This window comes from Candidatus Binatia bacterium, from assembly GCA_029248525.1.
In the GTDB taxonomy this organism is placed as follows: domain Bacteria; phylum Desulfobacterota; class Binatia; order UBA12015; family UBA12015; genus UBA12015.
In genome coordinates, this window is sequence record JAQWJE010000049.1 from 746,071 (window position 1) to 764,160 (window position 18,090).

The following is an 18,090-nucleotide window of genomic DNA, read 5'->3' on the forward strand; positions in this document are numbered from 1 at the left end:
TTGGAGGCGACGGATTTTACCGATACCTGCCGAATCGATGCGGAGACGCGTGCGAGTTTTCTCGCGCGAGGCCATGCGACCATCCGTGGATTGGCGACGCCCGAGGAGGTCGGGGCTTTTCGGCCGGCACTTCGGGAAGCCGCAGAGAGTGGCCGATTTGAAAGGCGCCCTCTCGCCGAACGAGACACCTACGGCCGCGCCTTTCTGCAGATGTGCAATCTATGGCAGCGTCACCAGGACGCACGCACATTCGTGTTCGCGCATCGCTTCGCGCAGGTTGCCGCAGATCTGCTCGGGGTCGAGGCGGTCCGACTCTACCATGACCAGGCACTTTTCAAGGAGCCGGGCGGCGGCTTTACGCCATGGCATCAGGATCAATTCTACTGGCCTCTGGATACCGACCAGACGATCACTCTCTGGATGCCATTAGTCCCGGTATCCGAGGATATGGGGCCAATGATTTTTGCGGAAGGTTCCCACCGGGGGGGGCACCTGGGGGAATTTCCGATCGGTGACGAGTCGCATCGCATTTTCGAGGAGCGGATCGAAGCCGAGGGCTTCCCTCGCGGCGGTGATCGAAGTTTCGCTCCTGGCGATGCGAGCTTTCATGCGGGCTGGACACTCCATTCGGCGCTGGGCAATCAGAGTGGCAAGATGCGCGAAGTTCTGACGATGATCTACTTTGCCGACGGTGCTCGAGTCTCCGCGCTCGATCATCCAAATCGACAATTCGATCGCGACCTCTGGCTTCCGGGTTGTGATCCCGGATCGCTTGCCGCGAGTCCGCTCAACCCTCTTCTTTGAGCGCCGGAACCCAGATCGCTGATGTGATCGCCCGCTCCTGAATCGAAGAGGGCTGCGGGGCCTCCACGTTCCAGGCTGCCGCGTCGTAGGTCGACCACCGTGGTGTCGGGATTTCGATCACGCGGGCGTAGTAGAAAGCCTCTTCGTCGGGGCGATAGGTCGGGTCCACCCACAAGGCTTGGAGCGACGGCGTGCCGATTGTATTCTCATAGGTCGCGGTTTCGACGTTGACGGTATTGCCAACCGGCGCGAGGGGAGGCGCATCACCCGCCTGCATTCGTCCACCAGACCCGGCCACATCGAAAATGGCCTCCCGGCTTTTTCCGGTGGCGTCGACCCACCCCTTGATGATCTGGATCCTGTCCAGATTGGCCCCCTCGGGATCCTTGAGAGCCGTCACCAGAAAACGTGGCGACCCGGAGCCGTTTTCGATCATGCCGCCCATGGGGACGCCGTCGGCATAAGCTTTCCGGATGCGTGCAGGATCCTCGAGCAGCTCGGGGGTATATTGGCGACTGCCGAAGAAACGCACGGTGATGCGAGGACCGGAGGTGGCATAGGTCTCCTTGCGCAGCATCGCCTCGTAGAGAGCGTCACGGGTATTCTCCGTCGCCCAGACACCGGCGAGCCCAGCGGCACCCCAGCGCAGGGCGCGGTTTTGTGCGGACGGCAGGAGCAAGGTCTCGCCAATGCGGAGTCCCGACGTCCCGTCGATCATGGGCAGTTTGCCGTGGTAATTATCCTCTTCAACCGAGGAACTGGCGTTGTGCGAGTCGCTGCTGCCGATGAAGCCGAATTGGTAGGGATTGAACCCATGCGCTGCGGACATTTCGAGCCCGCGACGCAGGGCATCGCGCACGTAGCTGCCTCGTGGTTCGCTCTGGCGCAGAGAGGCCCCGAGTAGTTGGTCAAAGATTTCGAAGTTCGCGAATTCGTCTTCGGGCGAAATCGCGGGGTGAGTCTCGGAGGCCCCTTTGACCTGAAAGACTTCGCTCAGAGGCTCGTTGCGCATCCGGAGTGCGGCATAGGCGGGGTCGAGCTTTGTTCCATCAAACCCGACCTCATCATACATGCGGCCGTTGCTGACGTTGCCGTTGTGGGGAATCGAGATCATCTCCATGCCCACTCGGCGTTGCAGGTCGAGAGCGCGCCATAGATCTTCCGGGTTATCGGAGTCCAGCGAGCTGAAGGGCAGATCGGGGACCTCTTCATTGCGGTAAATGATGTTGCGGTGCAGATTCTCGTCGTCGGGCATCGAGGTCCACTCGTAGGCGACAAAAGTGGTGAAGCGGCCGGGCTGGTTATGCCGGCGCGCAGCTCCGACCGTGTCTTCCCACGCACTGCGAGCGGCGCTGTCATCGTCGCTGGAGAAAGTTTCGGTGCGGACTTCGGTGTTGCGCATCTTCGTCATGGTGGTGAGCAGGTAGTTCCATGTGATGCGAAGCGGGCTGCCCGTGTTCATGACCGCCGGAAGGTCCGAGTTCTCCTCGGGGTTGGCTGTGCCGTTGAGCCGCGCGGATCCGAGAAATTCGGCATGGTCGGTTACGGCCGCGAAATCGAGAGGACGAGAGGAACGAATCGGATAGCCGAGGGCGTGCTGGATGGTTTCGCCCTTGGCAAAGGCGTAGGCGTCATCGGGGAGAGCACGCACGCCCAGAGTGTAGGCATCAAAAGAGTAGCTCGTGTGAATATGGAGGTCGCCCCAGAAAACATGGCGCTCATCGCTTCGCCCGAGATCGCGAAGTGCTGGTGGGGGTTCCGTGACAATCGTTGCATCGACGGGCGCAAGCGACGGGTCCTGGCGGTTGCAGCCCGTCATGGCGGCTCCGAGGATGAACAAGGCCCAGAGGATCAGATGCTTCGCGGCAGCGAGTCGAACGAATTCCATAGCACCGGAATAGCAGGATCGTGCTTGCGGGGTGAAGCCGGGTCGACGGAAATCGGTACCAACTTGAATTTCAGGTACGGCTTGTCTTGGGTCTCCTGGGAGAAGAGGGTTATGAGCATGCGTAGCATTTATGACACCGAGGACCGAGTCGCCTTCCGCGAAACTGTGCGAAAATTTGTCGAGACGGAAATTGTCCCGTTTGCCGACGAATGGGACGAAGCCGGTGAAGTCCCCTGGGATTTGCACCGCAAGGCGGGAAGCCTCGGTCTCTATGGCCTCGGCATTGATGAGCAATACGGAGGCCTGGGTTTCGACGACTGCTTTCTCCGGATCATCATGAGCGAGGAAATTGCCCGCGGCGGATCCGGTGGCGCGGGAGCCGCGCTGGCCGGATGCAATATAATGACAGGTCCATTGCAGGCCCTGGCATCGGAGGAGATTTGTCAAAGAGCCCTGCCGCCGATCATGGCGGGGGAGGCGGGCGGTTCGTTGGGGATCACCGAACCCGGCGGCGGGTCGGATGTTGCGCGGATGCAGACCACGGCGGTTCGCGATGGTGACCATTGGGTGTTGAATGGCTCGAAGACCTTCATCACCGGCGGCATGCGCGCCAATTATTTCGTGATTGGCGCTCGCACGGGAGATGGCGGCCTTGGCGGAATCTCTCTGTTTTTCGTCGAGCGCGGCGCCGAAGGATTCTCGCAGACCAAGATTGATCGCAAGATGGGCTGGTGGTGCTCGGATACGGCCACGCTCTATTTCGAAGATTGCCGGATTCCTGCGGAGAATATGATCGGCGAGAAGGACCGAGGCTTCTACGCGATCATGGATAATTTCAATCTCGAAAGAGTCGGCTTGATCGCGACCGCACTCGGCGCTTCCAAATGCTGCCTCGAGGAGTCAATTCGCTATGCGAGGGAGAGAGAGACCTTTGGCAAGCCGCTGCTCGGGCATCAGGTCATTCGCCACAAGATCGCCGAGATGTCGGCCCGCGTCGATGCTGTCGAGGCTTATGTGAATCAGATCGCGTGGCTGATCAATGAGGGCGAAATGCCGGTCGCCGAAATCGCCAAAGCAAAATTTCATGCAACCCAGGTCTACGAGTTTTGCGCCCGCGAAGCCCTCCAGATCTTCGGGGGGGCCGGTTATCTGCGCGGTACTCCTGTGGAGCGCCTGTACCGGGAAGTACGGGTGATCGCGATCGGCGGCGGTTCCGAGGAGATCATGCGTGACCTGGCCGTGCGCCAGATGGGCCTTTGATTTTTTGCAATCTTGCGGGGGCAACTGGCAAAGCCGCTTTGCGTCCCGTATCCCTAGAGTCCGCGGACAAGCCGGAGTGGCGGAATTGGTAGACGCGCCGGATTCAAAATCCGGTTCGGGCAACTGAGTGTGGGTTCGAGTCCCACCTCCGGTACTGGGACGAGCCGCCCGGGCAGAGGTTCTGCCCGGGCGGGTTTCCTGTCCCGCAGGCGTCAGCTGATGTCGAATCGGTAGCTGATCTCGCCGCCGAAGGTCACTGGCGCTGCATAGTAGCGCTGCGAGTAGCCAAAGAACCCGGTCGTGCCGCCGCCGCCATTGAAATAGCTGCTGCTGGTCAAGTTCTGGCCCCAGAGGGCGATCTGCGCCTGGTCATCCATGAATTCGTAGGAGAGGCGGGCATTGAGCAGGTTGTAGCCCGGGACGCGGCCCGAGGAGTCCTCGGGAAAGGTATTATGGACCTTCGAGCGATACGACCAATCCAGCCTTGGCGTCAGCCATCCGCTGAGCCAGGACTGCTTCAGGTTGACCGGTAGCGAATATTGCACTGCGAAATAGCTGGTGAACTGCGGTACGCCGTTGAATGTCTCCCCCGCGCGATCGTAGGGGGTCGTTGCATCCAGTGCCCAAACGTCCTCGAACTCCTCATAACGAGAATCGAGAACGCCGATATTGGTCATGATCATCAAGCCCTCGATCGGGCGCATGGTAAGCTCGGCTTCGAGGCCGCGCATGGTCGAAGCAGCCGCGTTGCGGATCAGGCGCTCGTTCTGGGGCACGCATTCGGTCTCCGGGGGCGTTGGCGTACACGGGATCGATCGGTTCGCCGTCACCTGCATATCGTCGTACTGCATGTAGAAGAACGAGAGGTTGAGGGTCATGCGTTGGTCCAGAGCGACGGTTTTGAGGCCGACTTCGAAGTTGTCGACCAAGGAGGGGGCATACGGCACCAGGCTGCCCTGCTCGACGCCGGCCCCGATCACGGCATTCAGGCCACCGCTCGAAAAGCCTTTGGCGTAGGTGAAGTAGCCCATCAAATGATCGATCGGGCTGTCGCCGAGAAGATCATCCGGAGCGAGAACTTCGATGCTGCCCATCGGGGTCCATGAGGAATAGGTCACGTCCCCGGATTGCTCGCATGGTTGATCAGGTTCATGGATACATGTCGGGGTTCCGATATTGGCCAAATCGCCGATCGGGTAGATGTTGGAACGGGTAACGCCGCGTGTCTCGTTTGTATAGCGCAGGCCGCCGGTGAGGCTCAGCCACTCCAGAGCGTCCCAGGTCCCTTGACCGTAGAAGGCCCAATCGCTGTCACTCTGCTTGACAGGGCCGTAGGTGAAGGCACCGAGATGAGCCAGGGTTTGCATGGCGGGTGGTGGCGGATCGAGCTGTGTTCTGACGAGGCGGCCGACGCTGGAATCGTTCCAGCTAGCAAAAAAACCGCCGACGCCGCTGAGGCGTCCGTCAAACGCTTCGCCGAAGAGTTGTGCCTCGATCAGCGACGCAGTTGCGCTGAAGGGTTCTCCGGGGAATCCATCGATCGAAACATCCGAAAGCTCGACGACGTTATCTGAAGTCAGGTCCACATCCTCGCGGTTGCGGCTGTCTCGCCCGCGCCAGGAGCCGAGAACTTTGGCATTCAACTCATCGATGAAGCCAATGCTGCCGAGGTTGTAGACCATGCTGCCCCAGACGCCGTAGTCCTGCCCATTATAGAACGTGTTGAGCGGCGTGCCGAAGGTGTAGGGGGTGGTCGCGCGACACTTCTCGTAGAAATCCGGGTTGGAAGCGTCAAGTTGAGCCTTGAGCGAGGCGACCGCATCGTCGACCACAAAGCAGCGGCCGCCCGCGCCACGACTCTTGCTGTGGAAGTAGTTGCCATTCAGATTGATTTCGAGATCTTCGGTGGGAAGGATCTGCATCTTGCCGAGCAGCCAATAGGCATCTCGATTATTGTAGTTCTGGCCGGTGACCAGATTGTCGGTGTACCCCCCGGTATTTTCCGTCGAGACCGAGAAGCGGGTAAAGACCTTTCCGTCCAGGGGGCCGATATTGATGGGTACATTCAGTGTGGATCTTGTTTTTACGGTTTCGTAATTTCCGGCGCGCACCCAGACCGAACCCGCCAGGTCGGGGCCGGGTGCCACGGTGGTGATGTTGATTGCACCGCCGAGAGTATTCTTTCCGAAGAGAGTGCCCTGCGGGCCGCGCAGGACTTCCAGCTGTTGGATGTCAGCCACGTTCATGATCGAGGCGCCGGAGCCTTGCAGGAAGATGCCGTCGATATAAGTGCCCGCGCCGGGGTTTCCGGACTCGGTGGGAACAACGCCGCGAATCACAGGGCTTCCGCCCAGACCGCTGCGGCCGGTGTCGATTCGCAGGTTCGGTACGATATTCTGCAGTTCGGCAAAGCGCGTAATCTGAGCATCTTCAAAAGTGGAGGCATCGATCGCGGTGACCGAAATAGGAGTTTCTTCGAGGAGTTCATCCCGGCGTCGTGCAGAGACGACGATCTCTTCGAGTTGCTGCGCCCGTTTGCGTGAGACGCCGCCCTGAACGGAGCCGTCTGCTTCCAGTTCTGCGACCTGAGCATCGGTGGCATCGACTTCCTGAGCGATGCCACCGGAGGTGGCTTCCGTTTCGATGCTTTCGATGTAGCCGGGCGACCCGGCGTTTTCCTCGGCAGCGGTCGCGACCGCGCTCGAGGTCATCATGGCCAAGCTCAAGGATAGGACGAAAAAGCTTTTCATGGAGATCACCTCTCTGTTGTGGCTTCGCGAACGAATCTCATAATCTCGCCAGCAGTTCAATCAATCGACCTGTGGTCGCCTTGCTGTGGCGCGCCTCAATCGAGGTCCGGATTCACGCGTCGCCGAAAGGGTTTTTCGGGCAAACTTGCGAGGGATGATGCGGGGAATTACCCCGTGATGACGTCCCATGTTTTTCCGAACAGGGTCGCCGACGACTGGCGGTACCTCCGGGGCGCGTAAAAAAAGGAGAAATTATCGTGCAGGAAGCCGTCATTATTGATGCCGTCCGGACTCCGGGTGGCCGCCGCAATGGAAGATTGAAAGACCAGCACCCCGCCTCTCTGGCCGGTCATGTGCTCAAGGCCATCGCCGAGAGAAACCATCTCGACCCCGCAATTGTGGACGATGTCGTGATGGGCTGTGTGATGCAGGTCGGACCGCAGTCGATCAACGTGGCCCGCAATGCGGTGCTTTCGGCCGGATGGCCGGAGTCGGTTCCGGGTACCACCGTGGATCGTCAATGCGGCAGTTCGCAGCAGGCGATGCATTTTGCGGCGCAGGGCGTCATCGCGGGGGCTTATGATGTCGTGATTGCTGCCGGCGTTGAAGTGATGAGCCAGGTTCCCATGGGCGCCTCGATCGTGAAGGGAATGGAATTTCCTTTCTCCAAGGAGCATCAGGAGCGCTACAAGGATACCGGTCTGCCTCCGCAAGGGATTGGTGCCGACATGATCGCCGACGAATGGAAGATCTCCCGCGAAGACCTCGACGCTTTCGGAGCACTTTCACAGCAGCGGGCCGAGGCGGCTCGAGATAGCGGGCGCTTTGCCAACGAGATCGTTCCGGTCACCGTCGTGGATCCTGATGGCAATGAAATTGTCGTCAAGGATGACGAGGGGATCCGTCCCGGCACGACTGCGGAAATTCTCTCCGGCTTGAAGCCGGCTTTCCAGGAAAACGGACGAATCACCGCCGGCAACAGCTCGCAGATCAGTGATGGTGCCTCGGCTGTGCTGATCATGAGCGCCGAGAAGGCCAAGGAGCTCGGGCTCAAGCCGCGAGCGCGTTTCCACTCCTTTGCTGTGGCTGGCTCGGACCCAGTCAAAATGCTCGACGGCCCGATTCCGGCGACCGAGAAGCTTCTCAAAAAGACCGGGCTCTCGATTGCCGATATTGATCGCTTCGAAGTCAACGAAGCTTTCGCCTCGGTGGTACTCGCCTGGCAGAAAAAATTCGATGTCGATATCGAGAAGGTCAATGCCAACGGTGGTGCGATCGCTCTCGGACATCCTCTGGGCGCCTCGGGCACCAAGCTGATGGCGACTCTCCTGAATGAATTGGAGCGGTCCGAAGGTAAATACGGCCTGCAAGTGATGTGCGAAGGCGGTGGTATGGCCAACGCAACGCTCATCGAAAGGATCTGACAATATGGAACTCAAAGGTGCATCTGTTCTGATTACCGGCGGTGCGTCGGGAATCGGTGCCGCCAGCGCTCGGCAGCTTGCCGCCAAGGGCGCTCGACCTCTGATTTGTGATTTGAACGAAGAGAAGGGCGAGGCGATTGCCGCTGAGCTCAACGGCGCGTTCGTCAAGACGGACGTTTCCAATGAAGACCAGGTCCGCGCGGCTGTCGCAGCGGCTCTCGAGCTGGCGCCGTTGCGCGGTGTGCTTAATGCGGCCGGGTTGGGAAGCGCTTGTCGGACGGTGAATCGTCAGGGCGTTCCCTTTCCTCTCGACCAGTTCGAGTTTGTGATCAAGGTCAATCTGATCGGTACCTTCAACGTGATGCGACTGGCGGCATCCGCGATGTCGCAGCAGGAGACCGTCGACGCAGACGGTCAGCGCGGCGCGATCGTGAATCTTGCGTCGGTAGCCGCCTTTGACGGACAGATCGGTCAGGCGGCCTACTCGGCCTCCAAGGGTGGTGTCGTCGGTCTGACATTGCCGGTGGCCCGTGATCTGGCCGCGGTCGGCATTCGCGTCAATACGATTGCTCCGGGCCTGATCGATACGCCGATCTATGGCGAGGGCGAAGCATCGGAAGCTTTCAAGGCGAATTTGGGCAAGAATGTGCTCTTCCCGCATCGCCTCGGAAGTGGCGATGAGCTGGCCTCGATGGTCGTCGAGTTGATTACCAACGATTATATGAATGCCGAGGTCATACGGGTCGATGGCGGCATTCGTATGCCCCCCAAGTGATCGGCGGTTTCTGATGGAAGAAGTATTATTACAGGAGACGCATGGCCGAGTGCGGTTGATTACCCTCAACCGTCCGAAGGCCAAAAATTCGATCAATAGCGAACTTGGCGTGGCGCTTGTGACGGCGATTGATGCCGCCGACGCAGATGTCGATATCACGGCGATCGTGCTGACCGGTGCCGGCGGCGGGTTCAGCGCAGGAATGGACCTCAAGGCATTTGCGACCGAAGGACCCCCGAAGGGTTTCGACGGATTTTTGCGCAATGGCAGCAAGAAGCCATTGATTGCCGCGGTTGAAGGGTTTGCTTTGGCCGGCGGCTTGGAGATCGCGCTGACCTGCGATCTGATTGTCGCTGCCGAGGGTGTGAAACTCGGCATTCCCGAAGTGAACAAGGGCTTGTTTGCCGCGGGCGGCGGTCTCTTTCGCCTGCCGACACGGGTGCCTTATGCGGTTGCGATGGAGATGGCACTGACCTCGGATCCGATTACTTCGGAAGAGGGCAAAGCTCTCGGTCTGGTGGCTCGACTGGCCGCACCCGGCGAGGCTGCGGCGGAGGCCTTGCGTCTCGCCGAGAGGATCGCCGAGAATGCACCGTTGGCCGTCGCGGCCAGCAAGCAGGTCATTCGCGACACTCGAGGGATGGTCGAAGAGGACGCCTGGAAAATGCAGGGTCCGCTTCTCGGACAGGTCTTTACCAGTGAAGACGCTCGTGAGGGACCACGAGCCTTTGCGGAAAAGCGCGCTCCGAAGTGGTCTGGGCGCTGACCCGGACTGTTTGACGACGTTTGGAAAAACGCCCGTCTCTTCGGAGGCGGGCGTTTTCTTTTTCAGGAGGATTGCGGCGCGAAGGTCCGCAGGGTGTTTTCGTCGAGCATTCCCATCCCCAGTTCCGGGTGCAGGGGGTGCAGGAGGACCTCGGAAGCACCTGCCTCGAAGTGTTCGTGGATCCGCTCGCGGATGCTGTCAGCCGAGCCCCAGGCGACGATGGCATCGAGGAACTCCGGAGAGCCGCTGTCGATATCGTTCTCGGTGAAACCCAGCCGCTTCCATGCGTTCCGGTAACCAGGCGCGCGTGCGTAAAAGTCCAGAGCGCTTTTGGCAATCGCACGCGCCTTGGTCGGGTCCTCCTGCAAGAGGACCTTCTGCTCGACACAAAGAGATTTATCAGGTCCCAGAATCTCTCGTGCCCAGCGCGTATGAGCGGGAGATACATTATAGGTATGCGCGCCATCACCTTTCGCGGCGGAAAGTGCCATCATCCGCGGTGCAAGCGCCCCGAGAATGATGGGTGCCGGGTTCGCGGGGGGCACCGAGAAATAGCGCGACGAGGCCATTTTTTCCAGATAGTCGACCATGAAGCTGTAGGGGCGGGAGTACTCGAGGCCGCGAATCTTGGAGACAATCACCGGACTGGAGACGCCAAGACCGAGAACGAACCGACCCGGGAGTTGTTCGGCCAGGGTATGAGCCGCCTGCTGCATCACACCCGGGTGACGATTGTAGATATTCGCAATCCCCGGTGCGAGAACCAATCGATCGGTGCAGGTGCCCAGAAATGCCAGATGCGAGAAAGGGTCGCGCCCAAAAGTCTCGCCGATCCAGAGGGAGTGGTAGCCCAACTTCTCCACGAGTTGGGCCATGGCTGCGGACTGAGGTGAGGTGAGGCCCTCGGGGGCGAACCAGATACCAATTTTTCCTGTCATCTTCTCGCACCTCCCAATAGCCGAGTGTGTCTGCGCACTACTTAGGCTCCCACAGGGGTCGGGGCAAGCGTTTGGTGCTGCAATTTATCCCCTTGTCGCGAGGTTGGACGATCGCTCGCGGATCGCTCGCGTTGCCCCGGGCAGGTTCAGCTGCGCGGGCTGGTCCGGGGCGAGATGGCGTCCTGATAGGTCACGCTGAAGTCCTCGAAGCCTTCGAGTGCTTGTTCGAGGCTTTTGCCTGGAGCGACCTGGTAGGCGTCAAAGCCGCAACGCTCCATAAAGGCAATTTGGTCCCGCAGGACATTTCCCGTGGCGCGAAGCTCTCCGGTGAAGCCGCCCCGGCGAAGGAGTCGAGCGGTGCTGAATCCGCGTCCGTCGCGGTAGATCGGGAAATCGATCGCGATCAAATCGACTGTTTCCAATTCTCCGAGAACTTCGTCGGCGAAAATATCGTTGGGAATCTCGACTCCGAGTCGGCCGGCCCGCTTTTCCAGCGCGTCGTGTTCCGCACGGAAACGTTCAAGCGAGATGATGATATCTCCGTCGGTGATCGGATCCTCGGCGCCAAGCGTACGGAAGTCGTCTTCGACAATGGTTCGGTTTCGAATGATCGGCATCTGGAACTAGGCCCCGTAGACGCCTTCCCGAAAAGGCTTGTCGCCCAGTCGACGGAAGGTCTCGATGAAGGTTTCTTCAGGAGACTCTCGAAGCTTTACATAGGTTTTGAGAGCTTTTTCCAGCGCCGGAACGATTTCCTCGCGGGAGAAGGCCTGTCCGAGAACCTTGCCCAGGGAGGCATCGTGGCCGGCGGAACCGCCCAGCATCAGCTGGTAGGCCTCTTCGCCGCGCTTGTCGATCCCGAGAATACCGATGGTTCCGACGTGGTGATGTCCGCAGGCATTGATGCAGCCGGAGATCTTGAGGCTCATTTCGCCCAGATCATCAAGATAATCGATGTCATCGAAGCGTTGTCGGATTTCCTGAGCCACCGGGATGGAACGAGCATTGGCCAGGTTGCAGAAATCGAGTCCGGGGCAGCAGATGAGATCCGTCAGGCGGTTGTGATTCGGCGTCGCAATATCCAGATCGACAAGAGCTGTGAAAAGAGCTTCGAGCGCATCGCTGCGAACGTCGGGCAGAACGAGATCCTGAGTATGGGTGACGATAATTTCGCCAAAGCCATATTGCTCCGAGAGGTCGGCAACGGCTTCCATCTGCTTGTCGCTGAGATCTCCGGAAGGCGACGCGTAGGACTTCAGGGAGAGCACAACTGCGCTGTAGCCGCTCTGCTTATGGGAGACGACGTTGTTCCGCGCCCACTGCCCCAGAGGCGTATCTTCCGCCTGCATGCCCGCCACCGCCGCATCGGAATCGGGCAGAGTTTCGTAGGCCGGCGGCGCGAAAAATGCCTGCATTCGCTCGACCTCGGCATCGGTCACCTGCAGGGAGGACTCTCGAATTTCTTCCCACTCCTTTTCGACCAGGGCGCTGAACTCGGGGACGCCGAGGGCATCGACGAGGATCTTGATGCGCGCTTTATAGATATTATCGCGACGACCCAGTTGGTTGTAGACGCGCAAAATGGCTTCGAGGTACGAGATGAGGTGCTGGCGCGGCAAGAATTCACGCACGAGCTTTCCGACCTTGGGCGTTCGACCCATCCCGCCGCCGACAAACACCCGGAACCCTAATTCGCCGTCTTCGTTCTCGACGAGTTGGATGCCGATATCGTGCAGTCGGATCGCGGCGCGATCGCTGTCTGCCGAGCCGGTGAAGGCGATCTTGAATTTGCGGGGCAGGAACGCGAATTCGGGGTGGAAAGTCGACCATTGGCGAACCATTTCGCAATAAGGTCGTGGGTCGGCGAGTTCGTCGCGGGCCACACCGGCGAGATGGTCTGTGGTGGTGTTGCGAATGCAATTACCCGACGTCTGGATGGCGTGCATTTCGACTTCGGCCAGTTCGTCGAGAATGGTCGGAACCTGTTCCAGTTCGGGCCAGTTGAATTGGATATTCTGGCGTGTCGTGAAGTGCCCGTAGCCGCGGTCATAGGTTCGCGCGATATGGGCGAGCTTGCGCATTTGTTGGGCGGCCAGAAGCCCGTAAGGAATCGCGACCCGCAGCATATAGGCATGCAACTGCAGGTAGAGCCCATTTTGCAGGCGGAGCGGTTTGAATTCGTCTTCGGTCAATTCGCCCGAAAGTCTTCGGGAAACCTGGTCCCGAAACTGCTGGGCTCGCTCGCGCACCAGAGTGCTGTCGTATTCGGAGTATTTGTACATGACGGTGTCTTAAAGGGCTCCGGAACCATCGGGGCGCCGGAGGCGCGTACTTGGCCCCTCGGCGCGCAGTTTCTCACGAGTCGAGAGCGGTGTCAGCCGTGGACCGTTCATTTCGGCGGGGAAAATATAGGGCTCGGTGATGATGGATTCGGCTTTACGGACCTCTGCGAGACGGTCTTCGGCGGTCTCAGAATCCGAGAAAGTCGCCGCTTTATCCAGTGTTTCCGACCACTTACCGTCAGAATCGAGATAGGCGACGCTGCCCTCGAGGGTCAGGCTTCCCGTGATCACAAAGCACGAGTGGTTGGTGGCAGACATAAGGTTAGTGTCGGGGTCCGAGCCATCGGATTCAACCCATGGACTCGGGTTTAGGCGGATTCTCCGTCCACGGTCGTGAAACCACCGCTCAAAAAGATCAGAAAAAGGATCAAAAGTGTCGCGCCGGCGGTCCCGGCCAGCGTCGCATGAATACCCATTTTGTCGAGAAGGGCTCCCGCAAGCGGGGCTCCGATCAGGCCGGAAGCGCCCATGAAACCGAGCGTATAGACAGAAAGAACACGACCTCGGTGCGATGGCGATGCTTTCTCCTGAAACAGGGAGCGCCCGGCATTCATGAAGATCGCGCCGCTGATGCCCCAGAGAAAAACGCAGGCGAGAGTCGCGGCAAACGGAATCCCTGTAGAAATAATCAGGATAAAACTCGAGGAGCCGCAAAGGGCGAGGGCCTGAGCACGCCCCTTGCGTCGCAGGCCCCGGCGCAGAACGATCGTCGAGCCGACAATCGTTCCGAGCGGGAAGGCGGTCCCGAGAAGTCCCAGCTCCCCCACGCTTCCGCCGTAGTAATTGCGCACCAGAACCGGCAGCACTACAATATAGGGCCCGATCGTAAAGATGCCGACGGCCACGGCCAGAAGAAAAGGAATCCGCAGGACCGGCAGTCGCCAAACCTCGAAGAGGCCGCCGAGCAGGGCCCGGTGGAGTGGCTCCTTTACCGCGGCCGCGGCCGCGGTGGACGATGGCAGAAGCAGGAGCAGTGGAATGCTGCCCAGAATGAGGGTTGCCTGAATTCCAATGGCCGCTTCAATGCCGATGAAGCGAGCCGATGCTCCGATCAGAGCGCCGGCTGCCTGAGAGCCCCACTGGGCGATCAGAAGGCCGGCAACTGCCTTGCCGAGATTTTCCCCGGCGACATCCGAAAGCATCGAATCCCGGGCCGGCATGATGAAGGCCTGAATCGTACCCGCCAGCAGTGCGTAGCCAATCAGGGCAAACAGGGATAGTTGCTTGCTGACCACCAGAGCCAGAAGGCTCAGGGCCGCGATGCCCGCGAGCAGGCAGAGTATCGCAAGAAGCTTGCGACGGTCCACGAGGTCGGCCACGTGTCCGCCGATCAGCACGAAGAAAACAGACGGCAGCATCAGGGCACTTTGCGCTGTACCTACCCAGAGGGGGTCGGCCTTGAGTTCGAAGACCACGAGCGCGGAAAAAATGACCCCCTGAAGCCCAACCGAGGCGAAGTAGAGCGATGCGGCGACCATGAAGATCGGAAAAGGTTGTCGCCGAGGCACGCCTACAGAGTGGAGCTCCCCGCGGGAAAACGCAACTTCAGGTATTCAGCAGGGCGGCACCAATGACCACGATGCAGGAGGCGACGATGCGTCGTGTGCCGAGAGGTTCGCCGAACTTCCAGGCGCCAATGATGGCCGCCATGACGACGCTGGTCTCGCGCAGGGCTGCCACCGGAGCCATTTCGGCGCGGTCGTAAGCCCAAAGGATAATCGTATATCCGATGGCGGCGAGAACCCCGCCGCAAAACCAGATCACGCCGTGTTGGCGCAAATTTGTGCGCAGGACGCGGCGGCGGGACCAGCAGGCGTAGACCGAGATGGGCAAGGCTTCTCCGAGGGCCAGCCAGCCGATATAACCGAAGGGGTTTTCGCTCGCTCGCACGCCGATTCCATCGAGCAGAGAGTAGGCGACGATGAGAAGACCGGTCAGCAGGGACCATAGAATGGCCGGCCGGTTCCGTACGACGCCACCTGTGGCGAGCAGGAAAATGCCCCCACTGATCATCAAGATTCCTGCGCAATCCTGCAAGGAGAGGCTTTCCCCTAAAAGGGGAAAAGCGAGAATGGCGATCAGCATTGGCGCGCTGCCCCGGGCAATCGGGTAGACCTGGCTTAGATCGCCGAGCGAATAAGACCTCACCAGCGCGAATAGATAGATCGAGTGCACCAGAGTGCTGCTCAGCAGCCAGGGCCAGGCCTCCCACGGGAAGGAGGTTTGGGAAATCAGCAAGCAACCAAAAGCCCCGGTGCCCACCATGATGATGGCTTGCGCAAGCATCTGATCGCCGCTGGTCTTGACCAGGGCATTCCAGCAAGCGTGCAGGAGCGCCGAGAGGAGGACGGCTGCCGCGACCAGCGGGGGCAGGGTCATGGGGTCGCGCGCGTCTCAGCCGTCAGCCGAGGCGGTTCGCGTCCCTTGTCCGCGAGATTTGTCCAGTTGATTCTGAATGCAATTCTGGATTTGATCGATCAGCTCCTCGATCGATTCTCCTTGCTGTCGGGGGATGGGCGCGGTGCACGAGAAATGAAGCTTAACCCCGCGCGGGATCGGAAGGAAGGAGTTCTTCATCAGCTGCCAGGAATTATCGAGGCAGCATGGGACGACATTGGCCTGTGGGGCCCGAGCTTGAGATTCGTCGAGACGCCGGGGATCCACTGCCCCAGCTGCTTCTTGGTGATGTACTTTCCATTATTGCCGGGGAAGAACCAGGCGAAAAGCGGGATGTCGAACATGCTCTGGTGATTGGAGACGAAGATATAAGATTCGTCGGGCTCGATGGCTGACGAGATCTCGGCGTGCAGAGACACTCCCAGCAGGGAATAACTTCGCACCAGAGCTTGCTGCAGGGATACCGCGACTCGCTCGACGGCGGCGATGCCGAGAAGAGAGGCTGCCCGCAAAGCGATATCGTAGGCGATCAGAATCCCGGCGAAGACCGGCATATAGGCAATGGTGACGACCCAGTCGAGGTAGCCTCTCACAACAGAAACATGCCACTTTTACCGGCTTGATTCCATCGTGGGAAACCATCGCGGTGGCGCTGGGATTTCGGACCATGAAGAGGTAGTTGGATAAGGTGATCTCTGTACCTGAACTTCCCCGTGGCTTGGTCGCTTTTGTCAAAAAAGACTGCCCGACCTGTCTTGTGATCGAGCCTGTCCTGCAGCGCCTCGCCCGAGAGGGTGGCGTGACTATTTATTGTCAGGATGATCCGGAGTTTCCCGCGGGTTTGCCTGTCGAAGCTGATTTGCAACTCGACACCTCCTACCGGGAGCAGATCGAGATCGTGCCCACCTTGCTGCGGGTCGGAGAGGGTGGTGTCGAGCAGCGACTCGAGGGCTGGCATGCCGGCGAGTGGCGCGAGCTGACCGGGATCAAGGATCTTGGCGAGGGGCTTCCCGATTGGCGCCCCGGCTGTGGTTCCCTGAGCGTGGATCCGAATCGTGAACCGGAGTTAAGGGCGCGTCACGGGGCCTCCGGTTTGCAGGCTCGGCGGATTGAATTCGCGGAAGCTGAGGATGAATTCGAGGCGATGATGTCTCGAGGGATCAGCGACGGTTTGCCGGTCGTGCCGCCGACCGAGTCCCGTGTCCTTGCGATGTTGGCGGGGACCAGCAGGAACCCTCAGGAGGTGGTCGCTCAAGTACCTCCGGATCTCGCGCCGTGCACGGTGGAAAAAGTCGCGATCAATGCGGTGATGGCAGGATGCCTGCCGGAGTATCTGCCGGTGGTTCTCGCGGCGGTCGAGGCGGTTTGTACGGATGCCTTCAACATGCACGGCGTACTGGCCACGACCATGCCGGTTGGTCCGGTATTTGTGGTCAACGGCGAAATCGCCCGGCGCATCGGGATGAACGCGGGCAAGAATGTCTTCGGTCAGGGAAACCGGGCCAATCTCACCATCGGTCGGGCCGTGCAGTTGGTCGTCCGGAATGTCGGCGGCGGGCGCCCGGGGGAGATCGACCGGGCGACATTCGGGCAACCCGGAAAACTCTCGTTCTGTTTTGCCGAATTGGAGGAGGATTCCCCCTTTGGCACGTTGGCCGAGAGCTTCGGCGTCCCGGCCGGTCGCGACGCGGTGACCGCTTTTTGCGGGGAGGCTCCCCGCAGTATTGTCGACCAACTTGCGCGCGACCCCGATTCGCTGGTTGCGAGCTATGCCGCCTGTATCCGTGCGATGCACCATCCCAAACTGGTCATGGGGTTCGATGCGATGCTGGCGATCGGGCCGGAGCATGGTCGGGTCTTTCGCGAGGCTGGCTGGGATCGGGCACGGTTGCTCGGCGCTTTGGAGCAAGCTCTGGTGGTCCCGGGCGTGGAGTTGATGCGCGGTGCCGGAGGCATGGCGGAAGGTTTCCCGATTCCTGCAGAGAAAGCGGCGGGGATGGCGCTGCCGAAGCTTCGCCCCGGTGGCCTCCATCTAGTTTATTGTGGTGGCGGCGCCGGTTTGTTTGCGGCGGTGATCGGGGGGTGGTTGTCTGGTCCTGCAGGTAGTGTCCCGGTGGTGAAGGAGATTTGTCCTTGAGCGAACAACGAACGATTCTGGATCCGACCAATGAGAAGGTGCCGACGCAGCGACGTCGCGCGCCGGCTCTGACGACGCTGTCGGGGCAAACGATAGGCCTGCTTGATATCTCCAAGCCGCGCGGAAATATTTTCCTCGACCGATTGCAGGAGCAACTCGAGGCCGAGGGTGCTCAGGTCCGACGCTACAGCAAACCGACCTTCGCGAAGCCGGCACCGGTCGATCTTCGCCATGAAATCGCGGTCCAGTGCGAGGCGGTTGTCGAAGCTCTCGCTGATTGAGGCTCGTGCACAACGTGCAGTGTGCACGATTTCACAGATTTGGAAGAACGCGGGGTTCGCGCCACATTCGTGGCCTCCACGGAGTTCATCGACGCTGCCGAGGTGCAGGCGCGTGCTCTCGGGGTGGAGAGCACGGGTGTCTTCGTGGCGCACCCGATCCAGGATCGCAGCGACGAGGAAATGAAAGCGTTGGCCGAAGAGGCCTTCTCGCGGATCTGTCAGGCACTGGTCGGATAAACTTCCGAGGCCCGACGGAAACCGCGCACCTGGACCATCGGCTTTCACTCGTGGGAAATGCCCGGATCGGGGACGCTGGCAACCTCGAGAG

General features: G+C 60.1%; 16 protein-coding genes and 1 tRNA gene. 8 read left to right on the forward strand and 9 right to left on the reverse strand.

All coding sequences use genetic code 11. The features are described from left to right. Positions 1-804 carry a phytanoyl-CoA dioxygenase family protein gene (locus P8K07_15815; GenBank protein ID MDG1959992.1) on the forward strand — a complete coding sequence of 268 codons (804 nt, stop codon included), beginning with the start codon at positions 1-3 and terminating at the stop codon, positions 802-804. Here P8K07_15815 and P8K07_15820 read toward each other — a convergent pair. Then, complete coding sequence (locus P8K07_15820) at positions 788-2,692, reverse strand: DUF3604 domain-containing protein (protein MDG1959993.1); 1,905 nt, start codon at positions 2,690-2,692, stop codon at positions 788-790. The two genes, P8K07_15815 and P8K07_15820, sit on opposite strands and share 17 nt — an antisense overlap. A gap of 117 nt (positions 2,693-2,809) precedes the next feature. On the opposite strand from P8K07_15820, the gene P8K07_15825 reads away from it, so the two are divergent. Together P8K07_15825 and P8K07_15830 are read left to right on the forward strand one after the other, a co-directional pair. Continuing rightward, complete coding sequence (locus P8K07_15825) at positions 2,810-3,952, forward strand: acyl-CoA dehydrogenase family protein (protein MDG1959994.1); 1,143 nt, start codon at positions 2,810-2,812, stop codon at positions 3,950-3,952. Between the two features lie 70 nt (positions 3,953-4,022). Then, positions 4,023-4,106: transfer RNA gene (locus P8K07_15830), tRNA-Leu, on the forward strand. Between the two features lie 58 nt (positions 4,107-4,164). On the opposite strand, the gene P8K07_15835 is transcribed toward P8K07_15830, so the two are convergent. After that, complete coding sequence (locus P8K07_15835; protein ID MDG1959995.1) at positions 4,165-6,702, reverse strand: TonB-dependent receptor; 2,538 nt, start codon at positions 6,700-6,702, stop codon at positions 4,165-4,167. 257 nt (positions 6,703-6,959) lie between these two features. Between P8K07_15835 and P8K07_15840 the strand changes: the two genes are divergently transcribed. Genes P8K07_15840 through P8K07_15850 form a run of 3 tightly spaced genes read left to right on the forward strand, consistent with a single transcriptional unit; the run spans position 6,960 to position 9,667 of the window. Next, on the forward strand, positions 6,960-8,126 hold the full coding sequence (locus P8K07_15840) for a thiolase family protein (protein ID MDG1959996.1): 1,167 nt from the start codon (positions 6,960-6,962) through the stop codon (positions 8,124-8,126). A gap of 4 nt (positions 8,127-8,130) precedes the next feature. Then, complete coding sequence (locus tag P8K07_15845) at positions 8,131-8,901, forward strand: SDR family NAD(P)-dependent oxidoreductase (protein ID MDG1959997.1); 771 nt, start codon at positions 8,131-8,133, stop codon at positions 8,899-8,901. Between the two features lie 13 nt (positions 8,902-8,914). Further along, positions 8,915-9,667 (forward strand): crotonase/enoyl-CoA hydratase family protein, encoded by a 753-nt coding sequence (locus P8K07_15850; protein ID MDG1959998.1) that lies wholly within the window; start codon positions 8,915-8,917, stop codon positions 9,665-9,667. A gap of 62 nt (positions 9,668-9,729) precedes the next feature. Here P8K07_15850 and P8K07_15855 read toward each other — a convergent pair whose 3' ends face one another. The 7 genes from P8K07_15855 to P8K07_15885 all read right to left on the reverse strand — a co-directional run bounded on the left by P8K07_15855 (position 9,730) and on the right by P8K07_15885 (position 15,937). Next, positions 9,730-10,605 (reverse strand): TIGR03620 family F420-dependent LLM class oxidoreductase, encoded by an 876-nt coding sequence (locus tag P8K07_15855; protein ID MDG1959999.1) that lies wholly within the window; start codon positions 10,603-10,605, stop codon positions 9,730-9,732. Between the two features lie 146 nt (positions 10,606-10,751). After that, the gene (locus tag P8K07_15860) at positions 10,752-11,222 is read right to left on the reverse strand and encodes a DUF934 domain-containing protein (protein MDG1960000.1); all 471 of its coding nucleotides are present in this window, start codon (positions 11,220-11,222) and stop codon (positions 10,752-10,754) included. 6 nt (positions 11,223-11,228) lie between these two features. Next, a complete protein-coding gene (locus P8K07_15865) occupies positions 11,229-12,887 on the reverse strand; it encodes a nitrite/sulfite reductase (GenBank protein ID MDG1960001.1) in 1,659 nt (552 codons plus the stop codon). A 9-nt stretch (positions 12,888-12,896) separates the two neighbouring features. Next, entirely contained in the window at positions 12,897-13,205 is a 309-nt protein-coding gene (locus P8K07_15870) for a DUF2849 domain-containing protein (GenBank protein ID MDG1960002.1), read from the reverse strand. Between the two features lie 50 nt (positions 13,206-13,255). Continuing rightward, entirely contained in the window at positions 13,256-14,455 is a 1,200-nt protein-coding gene (locus P8K07_15875) for an MFS transporter (protein ID MDG1960003.1), read from the reverse strand. 37 nt (positions 14,456-14,492) lie between these two features. Beyond that, positions 14,493-15,326, reverse strand: coding sequence for a DMT family transporter (locus tag P8K07_15880; protein ID MDG1960004.1), 834 nt, complete (start codon positions 15,324-15,326; stop codon positions 14,493-14,495). A gap of 197 nt (positions 15,327-15,523) precedes the next feature. After that, positions 15,524-15,937 (reverse strand): 1-acyl-sn-glycerol-3-phosphate acyltransferase, encoded by a 414-nt coding sequence (locus P8K07_15885; protein MDG1960005.1) that lies wholly within the window; start codon positions 15,935-15,937, stop codon positions 15,524-15,526. 95 nt (positions 15,938-16,032) lie between these two features. On the opposite strand from P8K07_15885, the gene P8K07_15890 reads away from it, so the two are divergent. Both P8K07_15890 and P8K07_15895 read left to right on the forward strand, forming a co-directional pair. Then, positions 16,033-17,481 (forward strand): thioredoxin family protein, encoded by a 1,449-nt coding sequence (locus P8K07_15890; protein MDG1960006.1) that lies wholly within the window; start codon positions 16,033-16,035, stop codon positions 17,479-17,481. Then, positions 17,478-17,999, forward strand: a complete 522-nt coding sequence (locus P8K07_15895; protein MDG1960007.1) for a UGSC family (seleno)protein — start codon at positions 17,478-17,480, stop codon at positions 17,997-17,999. The genes P8K07_15890 and P8K07_15895 overlap by 4 nt, the downstream gene beginning before the upstream one ends. Positions 18,000-18,090: the final 91 nt, after the last annotated feature.

What these genes read in the sequence shown, in the direction of transcription:
- P8K07_15855 (MDG1959999.1), bottom strand. Translation starts at nt 10,605, where the DNA reads ATGACAGGAAAAATTGGTATCTGGTTCGCCCCCGAGGGCCTCACCTCA.
- P8K07_15835 (MDG1959995.1), bottom strand. Translation starts at nt 6,702, where the DNA reads ATGAAAAGCTTTTTCGTCCTATCCTTGAGCTTGGCCATGATGACCTCG.
- P8K07_15825 (MDG1959994.1), top strand. Translation starts at nt 2,810, where the DNA reads ATGCGTAGCATTTATGACACCGAGGACCGAGTCGCCTTCCGCGAAACT.
- P8K07_15865 (MDG1960001.1), bottom strand. Translation starts at nt 12,887, where the DNA reads ATGTACAAATACTCCGAATACGACAGCACTCTGGTGCGCGAGCGAGCC.
- P8K07_15860 (MDG1960000.1), bottom strand. Translation starts at nt 11,222, where the DNA reads ATGCCGATCATTCGAAACCGAACCATTGTCGAAGACGACTTCCGTACG.
- P8K07_15880 (MDG1960004.1), bottom strand. Translation starts at nt 15,326, where the DNA reads ATGACCCTGCCCCCGCTGGTCGCGGCAGCCGTCCTCCTCTCGGCGCTC.
- P8K07_15870 (MDG1960002.1), bottom strand. Translation starts at nt 13,205, where the DNA reads ATGTCTGCCACCAACCACTCGTGCTTTGTGATCACGGGAAGCCTGACC.
- P8K07_15850 (MDG1959998.1), top strand. Translation starts at nt 8,915, where the DNA reads ATGGAAGAAGTATTATTACAGGAGACGCATGGCCGAGTGCGGTTGATT.
- P8K07_15845 (MDG1959997.1), top strand. Translation starts at nt 8,131, where the DNA reads ATGGAACTCAAAGGTGCATCTGTTCTGATTACCGGCGGTGCGTCGGGA.
- P8K07_15820 (MDG1959993.1), bottom strand. Translation starts at nt 2,692, where the DNA reads ATGGAATTCGTTCGACTCGCTGCCGCGAAGCATCTGATCCTCTGGGCC.